We start from the raw sequence: 17,136 nt of genomic DNA, 5'->3' as shown, positions 1-17,136 counted from the left end.
CCTCCCTGGGGTTTAAGTTTACCCACAAAATTCACCAGCCTGAATTTCGATACAAGGCACCTACGGAGCCCCAAAAAACGCTAAAACGTGCAAATGTTAAACACTCACTCTAAGTATCTCCTCCAAAGCCCCGCACAAAACGCCAATCTCTTCCTCGGTATTATAATAGTGTACCGAAGCCCTTACAATATTGCTCAGGTGGTTTTTATTCATATAGATGAGTGTAGATACCGCTTTACCAACCGATACATTGATATGCTTTTCGGCCAGTTGGGTTTTTACTGTCGCACTGTCTATCCCATCTGTAGAAAAGGTTACGATGCCGCATAACTGATCGCCAACATCATGAACAGTTACCCCGTTAACTTCTTTTAGTTTACTGCGCAGCAGGCCGGCTAAATATTGAACGCGCTGCCAGGTACGGTCGACACCAATATTGAGCGCATATTCAACCGCCTTGCCCAGACCAAGGGTTAAAGCGCGACTTTTTTCATACACCTCAAAACGGCGGGCATCATCACGCGGTTTAAAATCTGTTTCGGTTACCCATTGCGTGGTAAAGCCATCCATAAAAAACAGCTTCAGTTTATCCTGAATTTCTTTGCGGACATACAGAAACCCTGTCCCCCTTGGTGCGCGCAAATACTTCCGGCCGGTTACGGCCAGCATATCACAGCCAATAGCTTGTACATCCAGCGGTACGTGGCCCACGCTTTGGCAGGCATCAAGCAGGTACAAAATATTATGTTTACGTGCTATCCTGCCTATTTCCTCAACGGGGATCATGCTGCCGGCAGTTGATGGGATATGCGTAACCGTTATTAGCTTTGTTTTTGGGCCAATGGCATCTTCAAAAGCTTTGAGCTGAAAATTACCATGCTCATCATTAGGGATCACTTTAAACTCAACACCCAGTGTTTTTTGAGCATGCAGTAAACCAATCAGGTTGGTTACATACTCCATTTCGCAGGTAATGATCTCGTCGCCGGGTTTAAAGTCAATGCCGTTAAAGGCCAGCCACCAGCCAATACTGGCATTTTCAACAATGGCAATTTCATCTTTGCGGGCATTGATGAGCCGGGCTATGAGGCTATAGGTGTTTTCAAGCTCTTCGCGGTAAGTGTACTCGGTTTCGTAGCCGCCGTTTTGAGCTTCTTCGTATAGATAGTCAATTACTGTATCAACCACCACATCGGGGTGCAGGGAGGAGCCCGCATTGTTAAAGTGGATAGTTTTTGTTGTGCCCCGGGTTTCGGCCCTTAGCTGCTGTACTTCCTGTTCGCTTAGTATATTTTCCATAAAGTTGATAGGCTGGTTAATTTGATTTTTAATGTAGAGACGCATCACATGCGTCTCCCGCATGCTAAGCGACTTGTTCCTTAGAGAGATGCATCACATGCATCTCTCTAAGGAACAATAAAAAAGCTATTAGTTATTAGTGAAATTTATTTCCATCATGATATCCGCACGTTTGTAGGTGCCCGGTTCAACTGGTATTTCGGTAAAGCCGAGTTTGCGGTAAATATGAATTGCGTTTTCAAGCACCCGGCTCGAAAACAGGATCAGTTTTTTTACGCCCAACTCGCGCGCTTTGTCAATACCGGTCTGGCATAAAAACTGACCGGCACCCGCTCCGCGACTTTCTTTATCCACCGCCATTTTGGTAAGCTCGTAAACACCGTCCTCAATATATCGCAGCGCTACGGTGCCAATAATTTTTTGATTTGAGGTCACAAAGTAAATGCTACCACCCGTCTTAATGATGGCTTCTTCGGGATTTTCCAAAACCCATTTATCAAAAGGTTCAACGGTAAAATATTCTTCAAGCCATGCCTTGTTAAACTTTTCAAAGTAGGGGGCGTGTTGCGGCTGGTAATCGATAACCTGTAGTTCCATGTGCTTAATTATTTTGATCAATACAAAATAAAAGCATAACACAATAGCAAAACAGATGCAGTTTTATTAATTTTGAGCATAACAGATTTTTGTATGGAAAGCCCGGTACTCAATACAGATAATGATTTCTTATATGCCCAGATAGCCTCCCGCATTGAAAAGCAGATCAAACAAAACCTGCTTAAGCCGGGCGACAAGCTGCCATCGGTAAGGATGCTGAGCCAGGAGCAGGGCATCAGCCTAAGTACAGCCTATAAAGCTTATGTTGAGCTGGAGAATATGGGGCTGATTGAAGCCCGTACTAAATCTGGCTATTATGTAAAATACCTGCCGGCCCGTTTTACGAGTGTACCCGAGGCAAAGCTGCCGGTAAAAAAAGCAGGGGAAGCCAGCGTTGCCGAAATGATAGCCATGGTTTACCGCAACATGTCTGAAGACAGCGTACTGCAACTGTCGCGCTCATCGCCGCCGCTAAGTTTGATCCCGCTGGCCAAGCTCAGCAAATCTATGATGGAATCTATCCGTAATAGCCCCTCTGGTAATATCACTTATGAAAACCCCCAGGGTAATATCGCTTTGCGCAAACAGGTTGCCAAAAATGCCTTTAACTGGGGAGGCAATATTACCGAAGATGATGTTGTAACCACGCAAGGCTGCCTGGAAGCTTTGATATTTTGCCTGCGGGCGCTCACCAAACCCGGCGATACCATCGCTATTGAAAGTCCTACCTACTTCGGTATTTTCAATGTGATGCTCAGCCTCGACCTGAAAGTATTAGAGATTCCGGTTAACCCGGATACCGGCCTCGACCTGGAATACTTGGAGCGTGCTATGGATGAAGAGCCTGTAAAAGTATGCCTGTTTGTTACCAATTTCAGCAACCCCATAGGTGTTTGCATGACAGATGAGCGCAAACAGCAACTGGTGAATATGCTTGCTAAAAGACAGGTGCCTTTAATTGAGGATGATATTTACGGCGAGATCTATTTTGGCAAAAGCCGTCCGCGTACCTGCAAAAGTTATGATAAGGAAGGGTTGGTAATCCTGTGTTCGTCGGTTTCCAAGTCAATTGCACCGGGGTACAGGGTGGGCTGGTGTATACCACCGGCAAGGTTTAAAGAGCAAATATTGAATATCAAAATGATGCATTCTATAGCATCAGCAACGCCCACGCAGGCAGCAATCGGTCATTTTTTTGAAACGGGGCGATATGATCTGCACATGAGGCATCTGCGCAAAGCGCTATACACACAATGCTTGCGATATACGCAGGCTATAGCAACGCATTTTCCGCCAGGAACCAAAATAAGCCGGCCGCAGGGCGGTTATGCCCTTTGGATTGAGCTGGATAAAAAGGTTAATGCATTTGAGCTTTACCAATTGGCCATGGAGCATAACATCAGCATAGCACCCGGCCAGATTTTTAGTGTAGACGGGCGTTTTAACAATTTTATCCGCATTAGCTTTGGTTTAGCTTTTGACGATTTGGTGGAGGAGAGTTTTAGAGTGTTAGGAAAATTAGTGAGCAGTTTAGTTTTTCGATAAGATATATACAGCTATTTGATAAAAATGTATTAAAGACTTACGGCCGGAGCTTGCAATTTAAAGGCGGATAATTTTAGGTTATTTGCCTTTTGTTTTTAGTTTTGGATTATTATTGTTATTAATACAGGTAAATAGTTAATTTTCTCTATATTAAAGCTTTGTGTTTTTGTAGTGTGCTGTTCAGGTAGTAACTGAAGTATCATAAGCAATCCCCCTTTATCATGAAATTTAAACTTTTGCTGTTATGCTTTGCAGCTTTATTTATTACAGGCAATATAAATGCTCAATCCTCAACAACTTTATTAACACAGGTTCAAAAAAGTAAGGCAGATACCGGCAAAGTAAAACTATTGCTTGCCTTAAGTCGTACCATCCTGCTTAAATCGGGTGCGGGGCCAAAAGAAATTGACAGCTCATATCGTTTTATGAAGCAAGCTGAACAATTAAGCGTTCAGCTAAATGATATTAAAGGACAGGGGCATACCGCGTTAATGGCCGCCATGATCAGTAATAAGAAAGGCGATCATAAGGCAGGTGCTGATATTGCACAAAAAGGCTTTGATCTTTTCAAGAGCATTGACGACCAACCGGGCATGGCCGAAGCCTATATCATCATTGGGCAACACTACACCAATGATGGGGCTGATCTGGATAAAAAAATGGCCTATTATAAAAAAGCTATTGATATTTTTTTGAAGTTAGGCATAACAGAACGGGCGGCAACAACCATGACCGATCTTGGCGACTTGTTAACACTACAGGGAAAATACGAAGAATCGGTTAAAAATCTTCGTGCCGCGCTTAACTTATATAACAGTATTGGTTTTAAAGATCTTCAGGGTTTATATGATTTGCTTGGTACCGATTTAACTTATCTGGGTGATGCCGACAATGCCCTGAAATATGAACTCATGGCTATCAGGCTGGCTGAAGGTCACAGGGATACTTCCCTGCAAATGTGTACTATATATAATCGTTTAGCATTGTCATACTACACATTACGTAAATGGGACCAGGCTTTAATTTATTTTGATAAAGCCATTGCCGTCGCAAAAAAATATAAAGATTCTGTTTCTATTGTGGTTATTACAGGTAACGAGGCGATGGCCTATTACAAACTTGAGCAGCCTGTTGCCGCTTTAAGCAAACTGAAAATCCTTAATAACTATGCTTCACTAATTAATAATCCGGATAAAAAAATAGAGATGTATTACGTCTACTGCCTGGTATATATTCAGCTGAAGCAGTACAAGATGGCTAAAGTTTACCTGGATAAACTGGATCTTTTAGCTAAAGATGCTGGTAATCAAATAACCGAGATTTACAGAGGCCATATAAGTTATCATGTTGCAACAGGAGAGTATAAGAAAGCCTATGCATACCTCCAAAAAAATGAAGATGCTTTAAAAGATGGCAAACTATTGCCCTTTTTGGCGCAAAATCAGTTGTATTGGTTTAAAGCCGATTCGGGGCTGGGTAAATACGCAAGTGCCATTAAGCATTATCAACGCTATAAAATGCTTGTTGACTCCAATTACCGGTTTGCAAATAATAAACATACAGCCTTTTTGCAAATAGAGTTTGAAACCGAAAAAAAGAACAATGACCTGCAATTGCAGGCTAAAGATATTCAGTTACTTAAAAATACAGAGCAGCTGCAGCGCAGCCAGGTACTGGCGGCGCAAACAAGCCGTAACATGTTTATTGGAGGGTCATGTATGCTTGCTTTGCTCCTTGCTGTAGGGTATAACCGTTACAGGTTAAAACAACATGTAAATATGAAGTTGCAGGTCCAGCAGGATGAGATCAATAAGCAAAACCATGCGCTGCAACAGCTCAACAGCAAACAGGAAGGATTGCTGACCGAAAAGGAGTGGCTGTTGAAAGAGGTGCATCACAGGGTGAAGAATAACCTGCAAATTGTAATGAGCCTGCTAAGCACACAATCGGCATATCTTGAAAATAACGCCGCTGCGCTGGAGGCTATTACCGGAAGTCAAAACCGTGTTAGCGCCATCGCACTTATTCACCACAAGTTATACAGTTCAAGTAACGTGGCCGCTATAAAAATGCCAACCTATGTGGCCGATCTGGTCGATAATCTCAGGGATTGTTTTGATACCGGGAAACGGCGTATCCGCTTCGAATTACTAATTGATCCTATTGAACTTGATCTTACCCAGGCTGTGCCTTTCGGCCTTATACTTAATGAAGCTATTACAAACGCCATAAAATACGCTTTCCAAGATGGCGGCGGAATAATCAATATAGGCTTACACCGCTCAAATAATAATAGTGTGTTATTAACTATTGCCGATAATGGCAAGGGCCTGCCTGAAAATTTTGATCTTAGAAAGGCCACTTCATTGGGTATGGAAATGATGAAGGCGCTAAGTAAACAGTTGGGCGGTTCGTTTACTATTAAAGGTTTAGCAGGGGTAACTATTGCTATTGAGTTTCAAATAGAAGAGCTGCGGCGTAAAACCACCCTTGAATCTGATTGATTTTTTGTGACGAAGATGATTTAAAGCAGTGTTATTTGCAATGCGTTGTTTCGGCGTGTTTAAATGATTCGTTAAGTAATTGCCTTAGTATAGTGTTATCTACATCGGTTAGTTTTACAATATGTGTGCAGCCGCCGCTTTGCTTGTGCTTTCCTAATTTTTGCAACAGTTGTTCCTTACTCTCAAAGCCTGGTAAATAAAGCGTAAGGGAGCTTTTACGGGGCGAAAAAGCAATGAGCGGGGCATCTCCTTCGCGGCCGCTATCATATTTGTAGTGGTAGCTGCCAAAACCTATAATAGCAGGCCCCCACATTTTAGCTTTATGGCTGCTGGCTTCTTCCATCAATTCAGTCAGCTTAAAACTGTCGGCGCGTTTGGTTTCATCGGCAATGGTATTAATGAAATCGCTTACACTTGCTACGGTTTCGGTAGTTTTGTTGGTGTTTTTGGCCATGACTTTATGCGGGATAAAGGTTTAAAACTGATATAAATATATCACGAAAATTTTATTTTATCCCATAGTTTATTGGCAACAACCTGCTGTATCACCTGCTCGCGGTAGTTGCGGCTGATGGGGATCCGGTGCTGCCCGATAAAAATATCGTTCCCTTCAATACCATCAATTTTATTGGTTGATACAATGTATGATTTATGCACACGGATAAACAATTTACTATCTAAATTTTGCTCCAAACTTTTAAGATTGAGCAGCGTAATGTATTTGCCTTTTGTAGTAAAAATAGTGACATAGTTCTGCATCCCTTCTACATAAAGGATCTCATCAAAATAGATCTTTTCATACTTGTTACCACATTTGATGAAGAAGTAATTTTCTTCAGCCTCGATTTTCGGCGCGCCCGGCTGGGCCGAATTGTTGAGCAGGCGGTGGTAATCTTTAGCCTTATTGGCCGATTTAAAAAAGCGGTCGAAAGTAATGGGTTTCAGCAGGTAATCAAGCACATTCAATTGAAAGCCTTCCAAAGCGTAGCTTGGATAAGCTGTGGTGATGATCACCATGGGAGGCTTTTGCATGATCTTTAAAAAATCGATCCCGTTCATCTTCGGCATCTGGATATCCAAAAATATCAGGTCGATGGACTGATGGTCAAGCAGTTTGATCAGTTCGAGCGGGTTTTCACAGGTGCCTGTCAGGTTCAGGAAATCAACCTCGCGTACATAGCTGGCTAACCCTTCGCGGGCTAATGGTTCATCATCAATTATTACGCAGTTCATCATAGGGAAGCCATTTGTAGGGTTGCGGCCGGTTGTTCCAGTTCGGCCAGGGTTAATTGGAGGTGCACCTCAAACCGGTTATCAGCATTTTGGATTTCCAGCTTATGCAGATCAGGATAAATCAGATCGAGCCTGCGTTTTGCATTTTTAAGGCCGATGCCGCCATAATTCACTGCTTCGGTTTCTGGTTCATTGGATGTGCTGTTGGCAACATAAAAATCAAGCTGGTTGTTTGTCAGCTTCAACTTGATATCAATCCAATTGGAATATTCTGCATCTTTTGATACATGCTTAAAAGCATTTTCTACAAAGGTCATGAGGATAAAGGGCGCTATGCCTAAATGCCCTGGCATCTGTTCATCTACATCAAAAGAGACGTGTACATTATTATTTTGCCGCAGTTTCTCCAGCTCGATAAAGTTCTCGAGATAGGTGAGTTCTTTTCCCAAGGGAATTTGATGGTCGTTACACTCGTACAGTTGATATCTCAGTAACTCCGAAAATTTAGCCAGCGAAGCTGATGCCATGCCCGGATTTTTATGGATGAGGAAAAATATGGAGTTGATGCTATTGAACAAAAAATGCGGGTTAAACTGGTATTTCAGGAATTTAAGCTCGGTTTCCAGTTTCTCTTTTTCGAGCAGTTGCTGGCGGTGCTGGGTTTGCAACCAGTTTTTAGTGAGTTTGATGCTCATACCTAAAGTCATGCTGGCCACGGTAGACGGGAACGACGTATTATAAAATGATGCGAAGTCGGAAGGTTCAACCCCGAACATTTTTTTAACCGAGCAGCCCGCGAAAAAAGCGCTTAAATAATAGCCGCCATTAATAAGGGACGATGCACAGATAACGGTTAGCGAAAGGTAAATTACATATTGGGTAAGATGACCTTTTTTCATGAACCGCGGCATTAAAAAGTAAAGGTTAAAATACACCGACAGGGCCTGAAAAATAACGTAAGCCAGGATCTTGACACTATACGCCGAAAAGAACATTGATTTAGCCGCGGCCACAGGGTTAGCTACCGCAATAGTAAACCAAAAATAATGGTACACACACCAAAAAGGGATGTGATACAGCTTGTATTTAAACAGCCAGTTTTGGTTTAATGTATCTACTGATAGCCTGTTCATATTACTTTAATTGTTGAGATATTACATCTCAGCTACGGTATTGACTCACCCCGACATCGCTGCGCTCGTCACCCCTCTCTACGCAAGCGTAAAGAGGGGATTCTTTTATTTTTCTAACCCTCTTTGCGGCGTAGCCGGAGAGAGGGTGGTCCAGCGAAGCGTAGACCGGGTGAGTCGACTGTACGCCATGTTACCCCGAGGATGCGTTCAAAAATCCGTCATTGCGAGGAACGAAGCAATCCCAAACTATACAGAGCGGCTCTGCTCATCGGGGATTGCTTCGTTCCTCGCAATGACGTGTTTTATATAATGATTTCCAACATCATACCTAAAGATACAGCAATTGCAATGATTTATGCACCGTCATTATACCAACCGGCACAAATAATTGACCAAATGCAACGCTTAACTTATAAATGGTAAAAAAGCTAATATGGTTTTGATTTTAAGTGTATTAGCCTGCTTTTGTGTATCTCGTCAATTATCCGCAGCTGCTCATCACTGAAGTTTTTTAAAGTTCGCGAACCGGTTTTTATTTGCTGGCATAACCGCTAAAAAGGTTGTGAAAGCATATGAAAACTTTAAGCATCAGTCTGTTATTTATTTGCCTTTTACAGGGTGTAAAAGCGCAGGTATCAGGTCGGGTAACTACAGCCAATGGCCAGCCTTTAGCATATGTAACCGTATCGCTTATCAAAGCGGCAGATTCATCATCAGTTAAAAGTATGCTCACCACCGAAGAGGGCGCTTATAGCATTGCAGATGTACCCGCCGGCAATTATCGCCTTAAATTAAGCAGTATGGGTTATCAAACCTGGTCTTCGTCTCCTTTTAAAATCAGCGGAAACAAGGAGGCAAAATACCTTGCCGTTATTGTGATGAAAGAAGATACCCGGCAATTAGGAGAAGTAGTGGTAAAGGCCAGCAAGCCACTGTATCAGCAGCGAAGCGATGGGTTAGTAGTGAATGTTGAGAACAGTGTGCTTACCAAAGGCAGCACCGCTTTGGAGGTGTTAGAGCGGTCGCCGGGGGTGGCCATTGATCACCGGGATAATGGTATCTTATTAAACGGGAAAAGCGGTGCTACGATTATGATAAACGGAAAGCTGGTGCGCATGCCGCTGGCACAGGTTACCAACCTGCTTAACGGTACCAGTGCCGATAATATTGAAAAGATAGAACTGCTGAGTACGCCGCCCTCCGGATATGATGCCGAAGGCAGCGCCGGGATCATCAACATCGTAATGAAGAAAAGTAAAAAGCAGGGTACCAACGGCTCCTACTCCTTAACGGGAGGCTACGGCATGGGCGAAAAAGGTACGGCTAGCTTCAACCTCAATCATAACACCAAAAATATTAACCTGTACGGCTCTTACACTTTCCAGCACGACCGGACCTATACCGATCTTTTTATCACCGGAAGCCAGTACATGCCCTTCATCGGCGTAATGCCGAGGTTGAATTTTACACCAAAACCAAACGGATCAGCAATAATCATAATGCCAATTTGGGTGCAGATATTAAGCTGGATGCCAAAACCACGCTGAGCGGCAATGTAAGCTATAACAATATCCACTCACCAAGTTTTACTTATAGTAATGCCGGGTACAATATCCTGCCCGATTCATTGCTCAGGTATATCGGGCATATCAATGGTAACGATCGCCTTAGTAATCTCATAAGCTCAATCAATATTGAGCGGGTGCTGAAAGAAGGGGAGAAGATTAGCATGGAGGGCGATTATATCCATTACAGCAGCGATGGCCCAACGGTGGTTAATACATCCTTTGTAAATAAACATGGCGAACAGGTGTATGCCAATAACAGCGTAAGCGCCCAGCAGCAGCGTGGATTTGCCAATACCACTATCAACGTAGGTGTGTTTAAAGCCGATTATATCAACCAGCTATCGCCTTTGCTGAAGCTGGAAACCGGTATTAAGGGCACACATACCGGCAGCTCAAGTTCATCAGGCATCGAAAGTTTTAATAATGGGGTTTGGGAGCGCAATATGCAAACCGCAGCTAATATTTACATGAAAGAGGATATCGGCGCTGCATATCTTTCGCTTAACTGGCAACTAAGCAAAGGTACAAGCCTGAATACCGGCGCACGTTATGAGTATTCATACACCAATATGGATAATCCGCAAACCGGCAGCAATATCGTGAACCGCAAACTGGGCAAGCTGTTCCCGACAGTGCTGTTTACCCAAAAGCTGACTGACCGTTCTGAGTTGCAATTATCCTATACCAAAAGGATAGCCCGGCCCTCATATGATGACCTGGCTTCTTACTTTGCTTACAGCGATCCTACAGCAGTTTACACCGGCAACCCGTTTCTTAAACCCACCATCACCAATAATATAAAGCTGGGCTATAATTATGGTGATTATAGTTTTTCCCTGCTTTACAGCCGGGACGATAACGCCATTGCCCGCTATCAGCTCAGCGAAAGCCCTGCGCATGATATCCTGTTTATCTCCCCTCAAAATTTACCATATCAAAACTATCTTACCTTCCAGGTTAATGCACCGTTTAAATTAGGCAACTGGTGGGAGATGACCTACAGCTTTGTTGGCGGTTTGAGGCAGTTTAAGGAGGATTATACTTTGAATCCTCTAACCAAATCATATTTCGGTTATTCTTTCAATTTTAACCAGCTGTTTAAATTGCCCAACAGCTTTTCGGCAGAGGTATCGGGGCAATATAATTCCCTTTTCTACAATGGCACAACCCGGATTGATGGTTTTGGGGTGATCAATGCCGGTATCAAAAAAGAACTAAAAAATAACGGTGGCAGCCTGCAGTTAGCGGTGGCCGATGTGTTTAGCGCCTCGCAAATTCATGTACGGTACGGCACGCTTACGCGCGAGGCTTTTGACATAAAAAGCAACGTGCTTGTCAATACCGAAACCCGGCGTTTCCCAATAATCAAGCTTACTTATACAAAGTCATTTGGTGGCACGGGTTCCGCAAACCGGAGTAAACAGGAAAACGGCTCAAAAGAGGAGCGCGAGCGGCTTAAGGGCAATTAAAAGGTTTTGCAATAGTAAAAAGCAGTATTGTTCATTTTTTTGAGAAGGCCGTGATGCGGCCTTTTTCTGTTGTTTTCGGTATAAGTAATGGTTTTAATATCTACTAATCCAGTTTGATAGGTTTGTTTAAAAGGCGGGCTTAGATACCTGTTATTTACTTCAAAATGGAATAGAAGTATTGATAATATTATCCATCTTTTTATATGTTTTATCCATTTTAAATTTTGCTGTCCCCTTATACATTTACAAAACCAATTAGTAAAATCAAACGTAAAGAATTATGAAAAGAAGCTCTACTCCCTCAATACGGCGAAACTGTCGTTGCTACAATTAAAAATCACCAAACCCGAGTAAACCCTATAGCTTATTGAATCATTCCGATCAAATGATATTATTAGCTATTATTCGACTTTTCCTTTAGTGCTGGTTGCTAAACAATTTAATTGCTGGTTAAACTAACCGGCATGCAAATGCTATGACCTTAAGCCAACAGCAAAAGTGATTTTAAAAAAATCCGGTTAACCCTAAATAATTTATATGAACCAAAATTTATGAAACCATTTTACAATTACGATCAATCTTCTGTGAAGAGGGGCTGGCAGCAAAGCCATCTTTTCGTTGGTCGGTTATTAATGCTTCTGATACTGTCATGTTTTGCCGTTAATGTGCATGCGCAAAACAAGATCACGGTTGTAGGGCAGGTAACCGATACCCTTGGCGTAAAAATTCCCGGCGCCAACATCATTGCCGAAAATGTTAAGAATGTAGGTACAACGTCTGATATCAACGGTAGGTTTGTACTTGAAGTAGCGGCTGGTACCAGCCTCAAAATCTCATTTGTTGGTTTCATTGACCAGCACGTTGTAGTTACAGCCGATAATCAGCATGTTACTGTCAGGCTTAAAGAACAAAAGCTCCTTGCCGAAGAGGTGGTAGTAACCGCCTTTGGTAAAAAGGAACGCAAGGAAGCCCTTGTAGGTTCGGTTACCAGTATTAAGCCCGGCGAGTTGAAGATTCCGGCAAGTAACCTTACCAATGCGCTTGCAGGCCAGGCGGCAGGTATCATTGCCTATCAGCGCAGTGGCCAGCCGGGGCAGGATAACGCTTCCTTCTTCATCAGGGGTGTAACTACTTTCGGCTACAAACGCGATCCGTTGATCTTGATAGATAACGTGGAGCTTTCAACCAATGATCTTGCCCGCTTAAACGTTGATGATATCGCCAGCTTTTCGATATTGAAGGATGCGAGTGCCACAGCCTTATACGGTGCACGTGGTGCAAACGGTGTAATTTTGGTTGCCACTAAAGAGGGTAAACAAGGCCCGGCCAAAGTAAACTTCCGGTCGGAGTTTTCCTCATCGCAATCAACACAAACGCCGCAACTGGTTGATCCTATCCAGTACATGAACCTATACAACGAGGCATCGTTAACACGTGATCCTTCTTTGCCGCTCCCTTTCCCTCAAACTAAAATAAACAATACCATTAACACTATTAACCACACACCGGGCAGCAACCCTTACGTTTACCCGGCGGTTGACTGGCTGGGATTGTTATTTAAAAAACAAGCTACCACACAGCGTAACGATTTGAGTGTTAGTGGAGGCGGACCAACAGCGCGCTACTACATTGCCGGTTCGTACAACATTGATAACGGTGTTTTACGCGAGGATATCCGCAACAACAACAACAATAACGTTAAGTTCAAAAATTACCAGTTACGTTCAAACGTAAATGTGAACCTAACCAAAACCACCGAGATCATAGTAAGGTTATCGGGTACGTTCAGCGAGTATAACGGACCTATTACCTCCGATGGTTCTTTCGCGTCTGACCTTTACAATGTTGCTATTCATACCAGCCCGGTTTTGTTCCCGGCCTATTTTGAGCCCGATGCTGCCAATGCCAATGCGCAGCATATCCTGTTTGGTAACGTAGGCTTAGCATCGGGTACCACCAGCAACAGCATCCAGTACAATAACCCGTATGCTGCTTTGTTAAGGGGCCATAAAAACTCATCAGAGTCAAGAATGTCGGCACAGTTTGAGTTAAACCAGGATTTGAAATTTATTACCGATGGTTTAAAGTTTAAAAGCATTTTCAATACCAACAGGTATTCATACTTTGATTCGCAGCTGGCTTACTCGCCTTTTTATTATAACGTAGGTAGCTACGATAAGGATAGCAACCAGTACACTTTAACCTGGCTTAACCCGCAGCCGACTGGTAACAACGTAGCGACCGAATACTTGAATTACAGCCGTAATGAGCCTAATGCCAATACTTTCTTTTACCTGCAAACAGCGTTGGAGTATAACAAGCCTTTTGGTAAAGGGCATAACATCAGCTCAACCTTAATTGGTACTGCACAGCAAACGCTTTATTCAAGCGCCAAAGATCCTAAAACAGGTACTACCACCTTGCCGTATTCGTTACCTTTCCGCAACTTAGGTTTGGCAGGCAGGTTAACTTACTCATACCTGAGCAGGTATTTTATTGAAACCAACTTTGGCTATAACGGTTCGGAGCGTTTCTCTGCAAATCACCGTTATGGTTTCTTCCCAACCATTGGCGGTTCATGGGTGGTATCAAACGAGAAATTCTGGAACCCTAATATCCTCGATCGTTTGAAGATCCGCGCCAGCTATGGTTTGGTGGGTAACGACGCCATTGGCAATCAAAGGTTCTTCTACCAGTCGGATGTTACCCTTAATGCCGGGCCTAACTATGCCCAGTTTGGTATCAACAACCAGTACGAGCGTAAAGGTGTGTTCATTAACAACTATGCCAACCCTGATGTTACCTGGGAAACATCAAAGCAAACCAATATTGCGGTTGAAGCTACCTTCCTGAAAAACTTCAATGTAGTGGCCGAGTTTTACCGCAACAACCGCTATAATATTTTGCAGGAACGTACTAACACGCCAACCAGCGAAGGTTTGGAATCATCAACCAGCGCCAACCTGGGTAAAGTAGATTCAAAAGGTGTTGATCTTTCGATGGATTATAAGCAGAGCTTCAGCAATGGAGCCTGGGCATCCATCCGCGGTAACTTCACTTATTCAACCAACAGGTATAAATATATTGAAGAACCTGATTACAAAGAGTCGTGGAGGCACTTCATCGGTCAGCCTATAAGCCGTGGTTATGGCTACATAGCCGAGCGTTTGTTTGTTGACGACCAGGAAGCCCGAAACTCGCCAACCCAGATCTTCAGTGCTAACGGTACAAACGGTATCCTGCCACAGGGCGGCGATATTAAATACCGCGACCTGAACGGCGACGGCAAGATCGACTACCTCGACCAAACCTTTTTAGGCTATCCGCAAACACCCGAAATTGTTTACGGCTTCGGTTTCTCAACCGGGTACAAAGGCTTCGACCTTTCGGCCTTCTTCCAGGGGCAGGCAAGGGTATCGTTTTTTATCGACCCGAATAAGGTTAGCCCATTCATCCCAAGTAACGACCCCTACATCTACGGAAATACACAAGTATTACAGGCTTTTGCCGATAGCCACTGGAGCGAGGAACACCAGGATTTATACGCCTTATATCCGCGTTTGGGTACTACCTCAACTACCGTGCTTAACAATTTACAGCCAAGTACCTGGTGGCTGCGCGATGGAAGTTTCATGAGGCTTAAATCGGTTGAGATAGGTTACACGCTGCCAAAGAATTTATCAAAGGCAATGCACCTGACCAATTGCCGCATTTACTTTAACGGCCTTAACCTGCTTACCTGGAGCCCCTTCAAAATGTGGGATCCTGAGCAGGGCGGTAACGGCTTTGCTTATCCGATACAAAAGGTGTTTAACCTGGGCTTAAACGTGAATTTATAACCGTAAACGGATTTAGAGAGATGAAAAATATAAGATCATATTATAAAATTGTTATGCTGGCCGCCTTGGTTACCATGGGCCAGTCGTGCAAAAAATACCTGGATATCACTCCTGATAATGTGGCCACGATAGACTATACCTTCCGTAACCGTAACGAAGCGGAAGATTACCTGTTTACCTGCTACTCAACCATGCAGCATTTAAATGATGTGGTTAACAACCCGGGATTCGTGTACTCGTCAGAGATCGTATACCCTAACACGCTGAATGATCATTACTTTAACGAGGCCGGCTTTAACCTGATCCGCGGGCTGCAAAGCAACTCGAACGTAAGCCTTAACTATTGGGATGGCGCTAACGGCGGCCAGGCAATTTTCCAGGCTTTAAGGCGATGCAATATCATGCTGGAAAACATTGATAAGCCCATTGACCTAAGCGCATCTGAAAAAAAGAGGTGGATTGCAGAAACCAAATTTCTGAAAGCATACTATCACTATTACCTCATCCGTATGTATGGCCCCATGCTGCTGATCAAGGAAAATTTCCCGATCAATGCGTCGGCCGAGGAGGTGAAACGCAAACGGTCGTCGGTTGATGAAGGATTTGAATATGTGGTATCCCTGCTTGATGAAGCCATTCCTGATCTGCCACCGGTTATTGATAACCAGGCTACCGAGTTTGGCCGTATTACCAAGTTTATAGCGATGTCGGTTAAGGCCGAGATATTGACAACGGCTGCAAGTCCGCTGTTTAATGGTAACCCGGATTATGCAGGTTTTAAAGATCACGATGGTAAAAGCCTTTTCTCAACCACTTATGATGCAGGTAAATGGCAAAAAGCTGCCGATGCCTGTAAAGCAGCGATAACCGAATGTGAAGCGCAGGGGCTTAAACTGTATACTACACCACCAACAGTTGGCGTAGGCAATGTATCCGACAAGCTGAAGAAAGCTTTAACCCTGCAAAACGATATCACTGAAAAATGGGAGCAAAACCCCGAGCTGATCTGGGCGCTGAACTATGGTTTTACTTACCAAAACTTCACCATCCCAAGGATGACCTCGGCAGCGGTAGGTTTGGCATCAACCAACCCCGGTACTTTCGCAGTGCCTATCCAAACTGCCGATCTGTTTTATACTGACAAAGGCGTGCCGATCAACGAGGACAAAACCTGGGATTACACCAACCGTAACTCAACCCAAACCGGCGATGATTCAAGCGCCCCGTTGATCATGAGCGGCTATGAGACTGCTAAAGCCCACTTTAACCGGGAGCTGAGGTTTTATGCCGATATCGGTTTTGATGGCGGCATCTGGTTTGGTAACGGTAAACGCGATGAAAGTACTGCTTATTATGTACAGGCCCGCGGCCCATATGCGTTGGCCGGTCCCAAAAGTATCAGCGCCACCAATATCACCGGTTACTGGCCTAAAAAGCTGGCCAATTACCTGTCGGTTTATGATAACATCTTCACTACCGAAAATTACCATTTACCGGTAATGCGCCTGTCAGGTTTATACCTGTTATATGCCGAAGCATTGAACGAAGTGCAGGGCCCAACAGCCGAGGTTTACTCCTACATTGACAAGGTGCGTGCGAGGGCCGGTTTAGATGGTGTGCAGGCCTCATGGAGCAATTATTCGAAAAATCCATCCAAACCCAGTTCAAAAGATGGCTTAAGGGCTATTATTCACCAGGAACGCCGGATCGAGCTTTGTTTTGAAGCACAAAGCGGCTGGGACCTGCGCCGTTGGAAAGAACTGCAGGATGTGCTGAGTAAGCCGATCCAGGGATGGAATATTTATGAGGGCACTGCGGTTAACTATTATCGCCCGCAAACCATCATACAGCCGGTGTTTGGCATTAAGGATTATTTATGGCCTATCAGTACCAACGACCTGATAGTGAATAATAACCTTACCCAAAATCCTTACTGGTAGGAGCATCTG

The 17,136-nt window shown here is 43.8% G+C and carries 11 protein-coding genes; 6 read left to right on the top strand and 5 right to left on the bottom strand.

Annotated elements, in window-relative coordinates; genetic code table 11:
* Positions 1 to 96: 96 nt before the first annotated feature.
* A complete protein-coding gene (locus BMX50_RS26425; RefSeq protein WP_091217716.1) occupies positions 97 to 1,299 on the bottom strand; it encodes an aminotransferase class V-fold PLP-dependent enzyme in 1,203 nt (400 codons plus the stop codon).
* A 129-nt stretch (positions 1,300 to 1,428) separates the two neighbouring features.
* On the bottom strand, positions 1,429 to 1,896 hold the full coding sequence (locus BMX50_RS26420; RefSeq protein WP_091217359.1) for a GNAT family N-acetyltransferase: 468 nt from the start codon (positions 1,894 to 1,896) through the stop codon (positions 1,429 to 1,431).
* Between the two features lie 93 nt (positions 1,897 to 1,989).
* Here BMX50_RS26420 and BMX50_RS26415 point away from each other — a divergent pair, with 93 nt between their 5' ends.
* Positions 1,990 to 3,441 carry an aminotransferase-like domain-containing protein gene (locus tag BMX50_RS26415; RefSeq protein WP_091217356.1) on the top strand — a complete coding sequence of 484 codons (1,452 nt, stop codon included), beginning with the start codon at positions 1,990 to 1,992 and terminating at the stop codon, positions 3,439 to 3,441.
* A gap of 221 nt (positions 3,442 to 3,662) precedes the next feature.
* Positions 3,663 to 5,945, top strand: a complete 2,283-nt coding sequence (locus BMX50_RS26410; RefSeq protein WP_091217352.1) for a histidine kinase dimerization/phosphoacceptor domain -containing protein — start codon at positions 3,663 to 3,665, stop codon at positions 5,943 to 5,945.
* A 31-nt stretch (positions 5,946 to 5,976) separates the two neighbouring features.
* On the opposite strand, the gene BMX50_RS26405 is transcribed toward BMX50_RS26410, so the two are convergent.
* Genes BMX50_RS26405 through BMX50_RS26395 form a run of 3 tightly spaced genes read right to left on the bottom strand, consistent with a single transcriptional unit; the run spans position 5,977 to position 8,311 of the window.
* Entirely contained in the window at positions 5,977 to 6,399 is a 423-nt protein-coding gene (locus BMX50_RS26405; protein ID WP_091217347.1) for a DUF1801 domain-containing protein, read from the bottom strand.
* A gap of 41 nt (positions 6,400 to 6,440) precedes the next feature.
* Positions 6,441 to 7,181 (bottom strand): LytR/AlgR family response regulator transcription factor, encoded by a 741-nt coding sequence (locus tag BMX50_RS26400; protein WP_091217343.1) that lies wholly within the window; start codon positions 7,179 to 7,181, stop codon positions 6,441 to 6,443.
* A complete protein-coding gene (locus tag BMX50_RS26395) occupies positions 7,178 to 8,311 on the bottom strand; it encodes a sensor histidine kinase (protein ID WP_091217338.1) in 1,134 nt (377 codons plus the stop codon). The genes BMX50_RS26400 and BMX50_RS26395 overlap by 4 nt, the downstream gene beginning before the upstream one ends.
* 572 nt (positions 8,312 to 8,883) lie before the next feature.
* On the opposite strand from BMX50_RS26395, the gene BMX50_RS26390 reads away from it, so the two are divergent.
* The 4 genes from BMX50_RS26390 (at position 8,884) to BMX50_RS26375 (ending at position 17,127) form a co-directional block, all read left to right on the top strand.
* On the top strand, positions 8,884 to 9,858 hold the full coding sequence (locus BMX50_RS26390; protein WP_091217335.1) for a TonB-dependent receptor: 975 nt from the start codon (positions 8,884 to 8,886) through the stop codon (positions 9,856 to 9,858).
* Complete coding sequence (locus BMX50_RS26385; RefSeq protein WP_091217332.1) at positions 9,819 to 11,348, top strand: outer membrane beta-barrel family protein; 1,530 nt, start codon at positions 9,819 to 9,821, stop codon at positions 11,346 to 11,348. The genes BMX50_RS26390 and BMX50_RS26385 overlap by 40 nt, the downstream gene beginning before the upstream one ends.
* A gap of 551 nt (positions 11,349 to 11,899) precedes the next feature.
* Positions 11,900 to 15,187 (top strand): SusC/RagA family TonB-linked outer membrane protein, encoded by a 3,288-nt coding sequence (locus BMX50_RS26380; RefSeq protein WP_244281107.1) that lies wholly within the window; start codon positions 11,900 to 11,902, stop codon positions 15,185 to 15,187.
* A 20-nt stretch (positions 15,188 to 15,207) separates the two neighbouring features.
* Positions 15,208 to 17,127, top strand: a complete 1,920-nt coding sequence (locus tag BMX50_RS26375) for a RagB/SusD family nutrient uptake outer membrane protein (protein ID WP_091217327.1) — start codon at positions 15,208 to 15,210, stop codon at positions 17,125 to 17,127.
* The last annotated feature ends 9 nt before the right edge of the window (positions 17,128 to 17,136 follow it).

Origin of the sequence: Mucilaginibacter gossypiicola (assembly GCF_900110105.1) — a bacterium.
In the GTDB taxonomy this organism is placed as follows: domain Bacteria; phylum Bacteroidota; class Bacteroidia; order Sphingobacteriales; family Sphingobacteriaceae; genus Mucilaginibacter; species Mucilaginibacter gossypiicola.
This window is presented reverse-complemented; position numbering and strand designations above follow the sequence as displayed.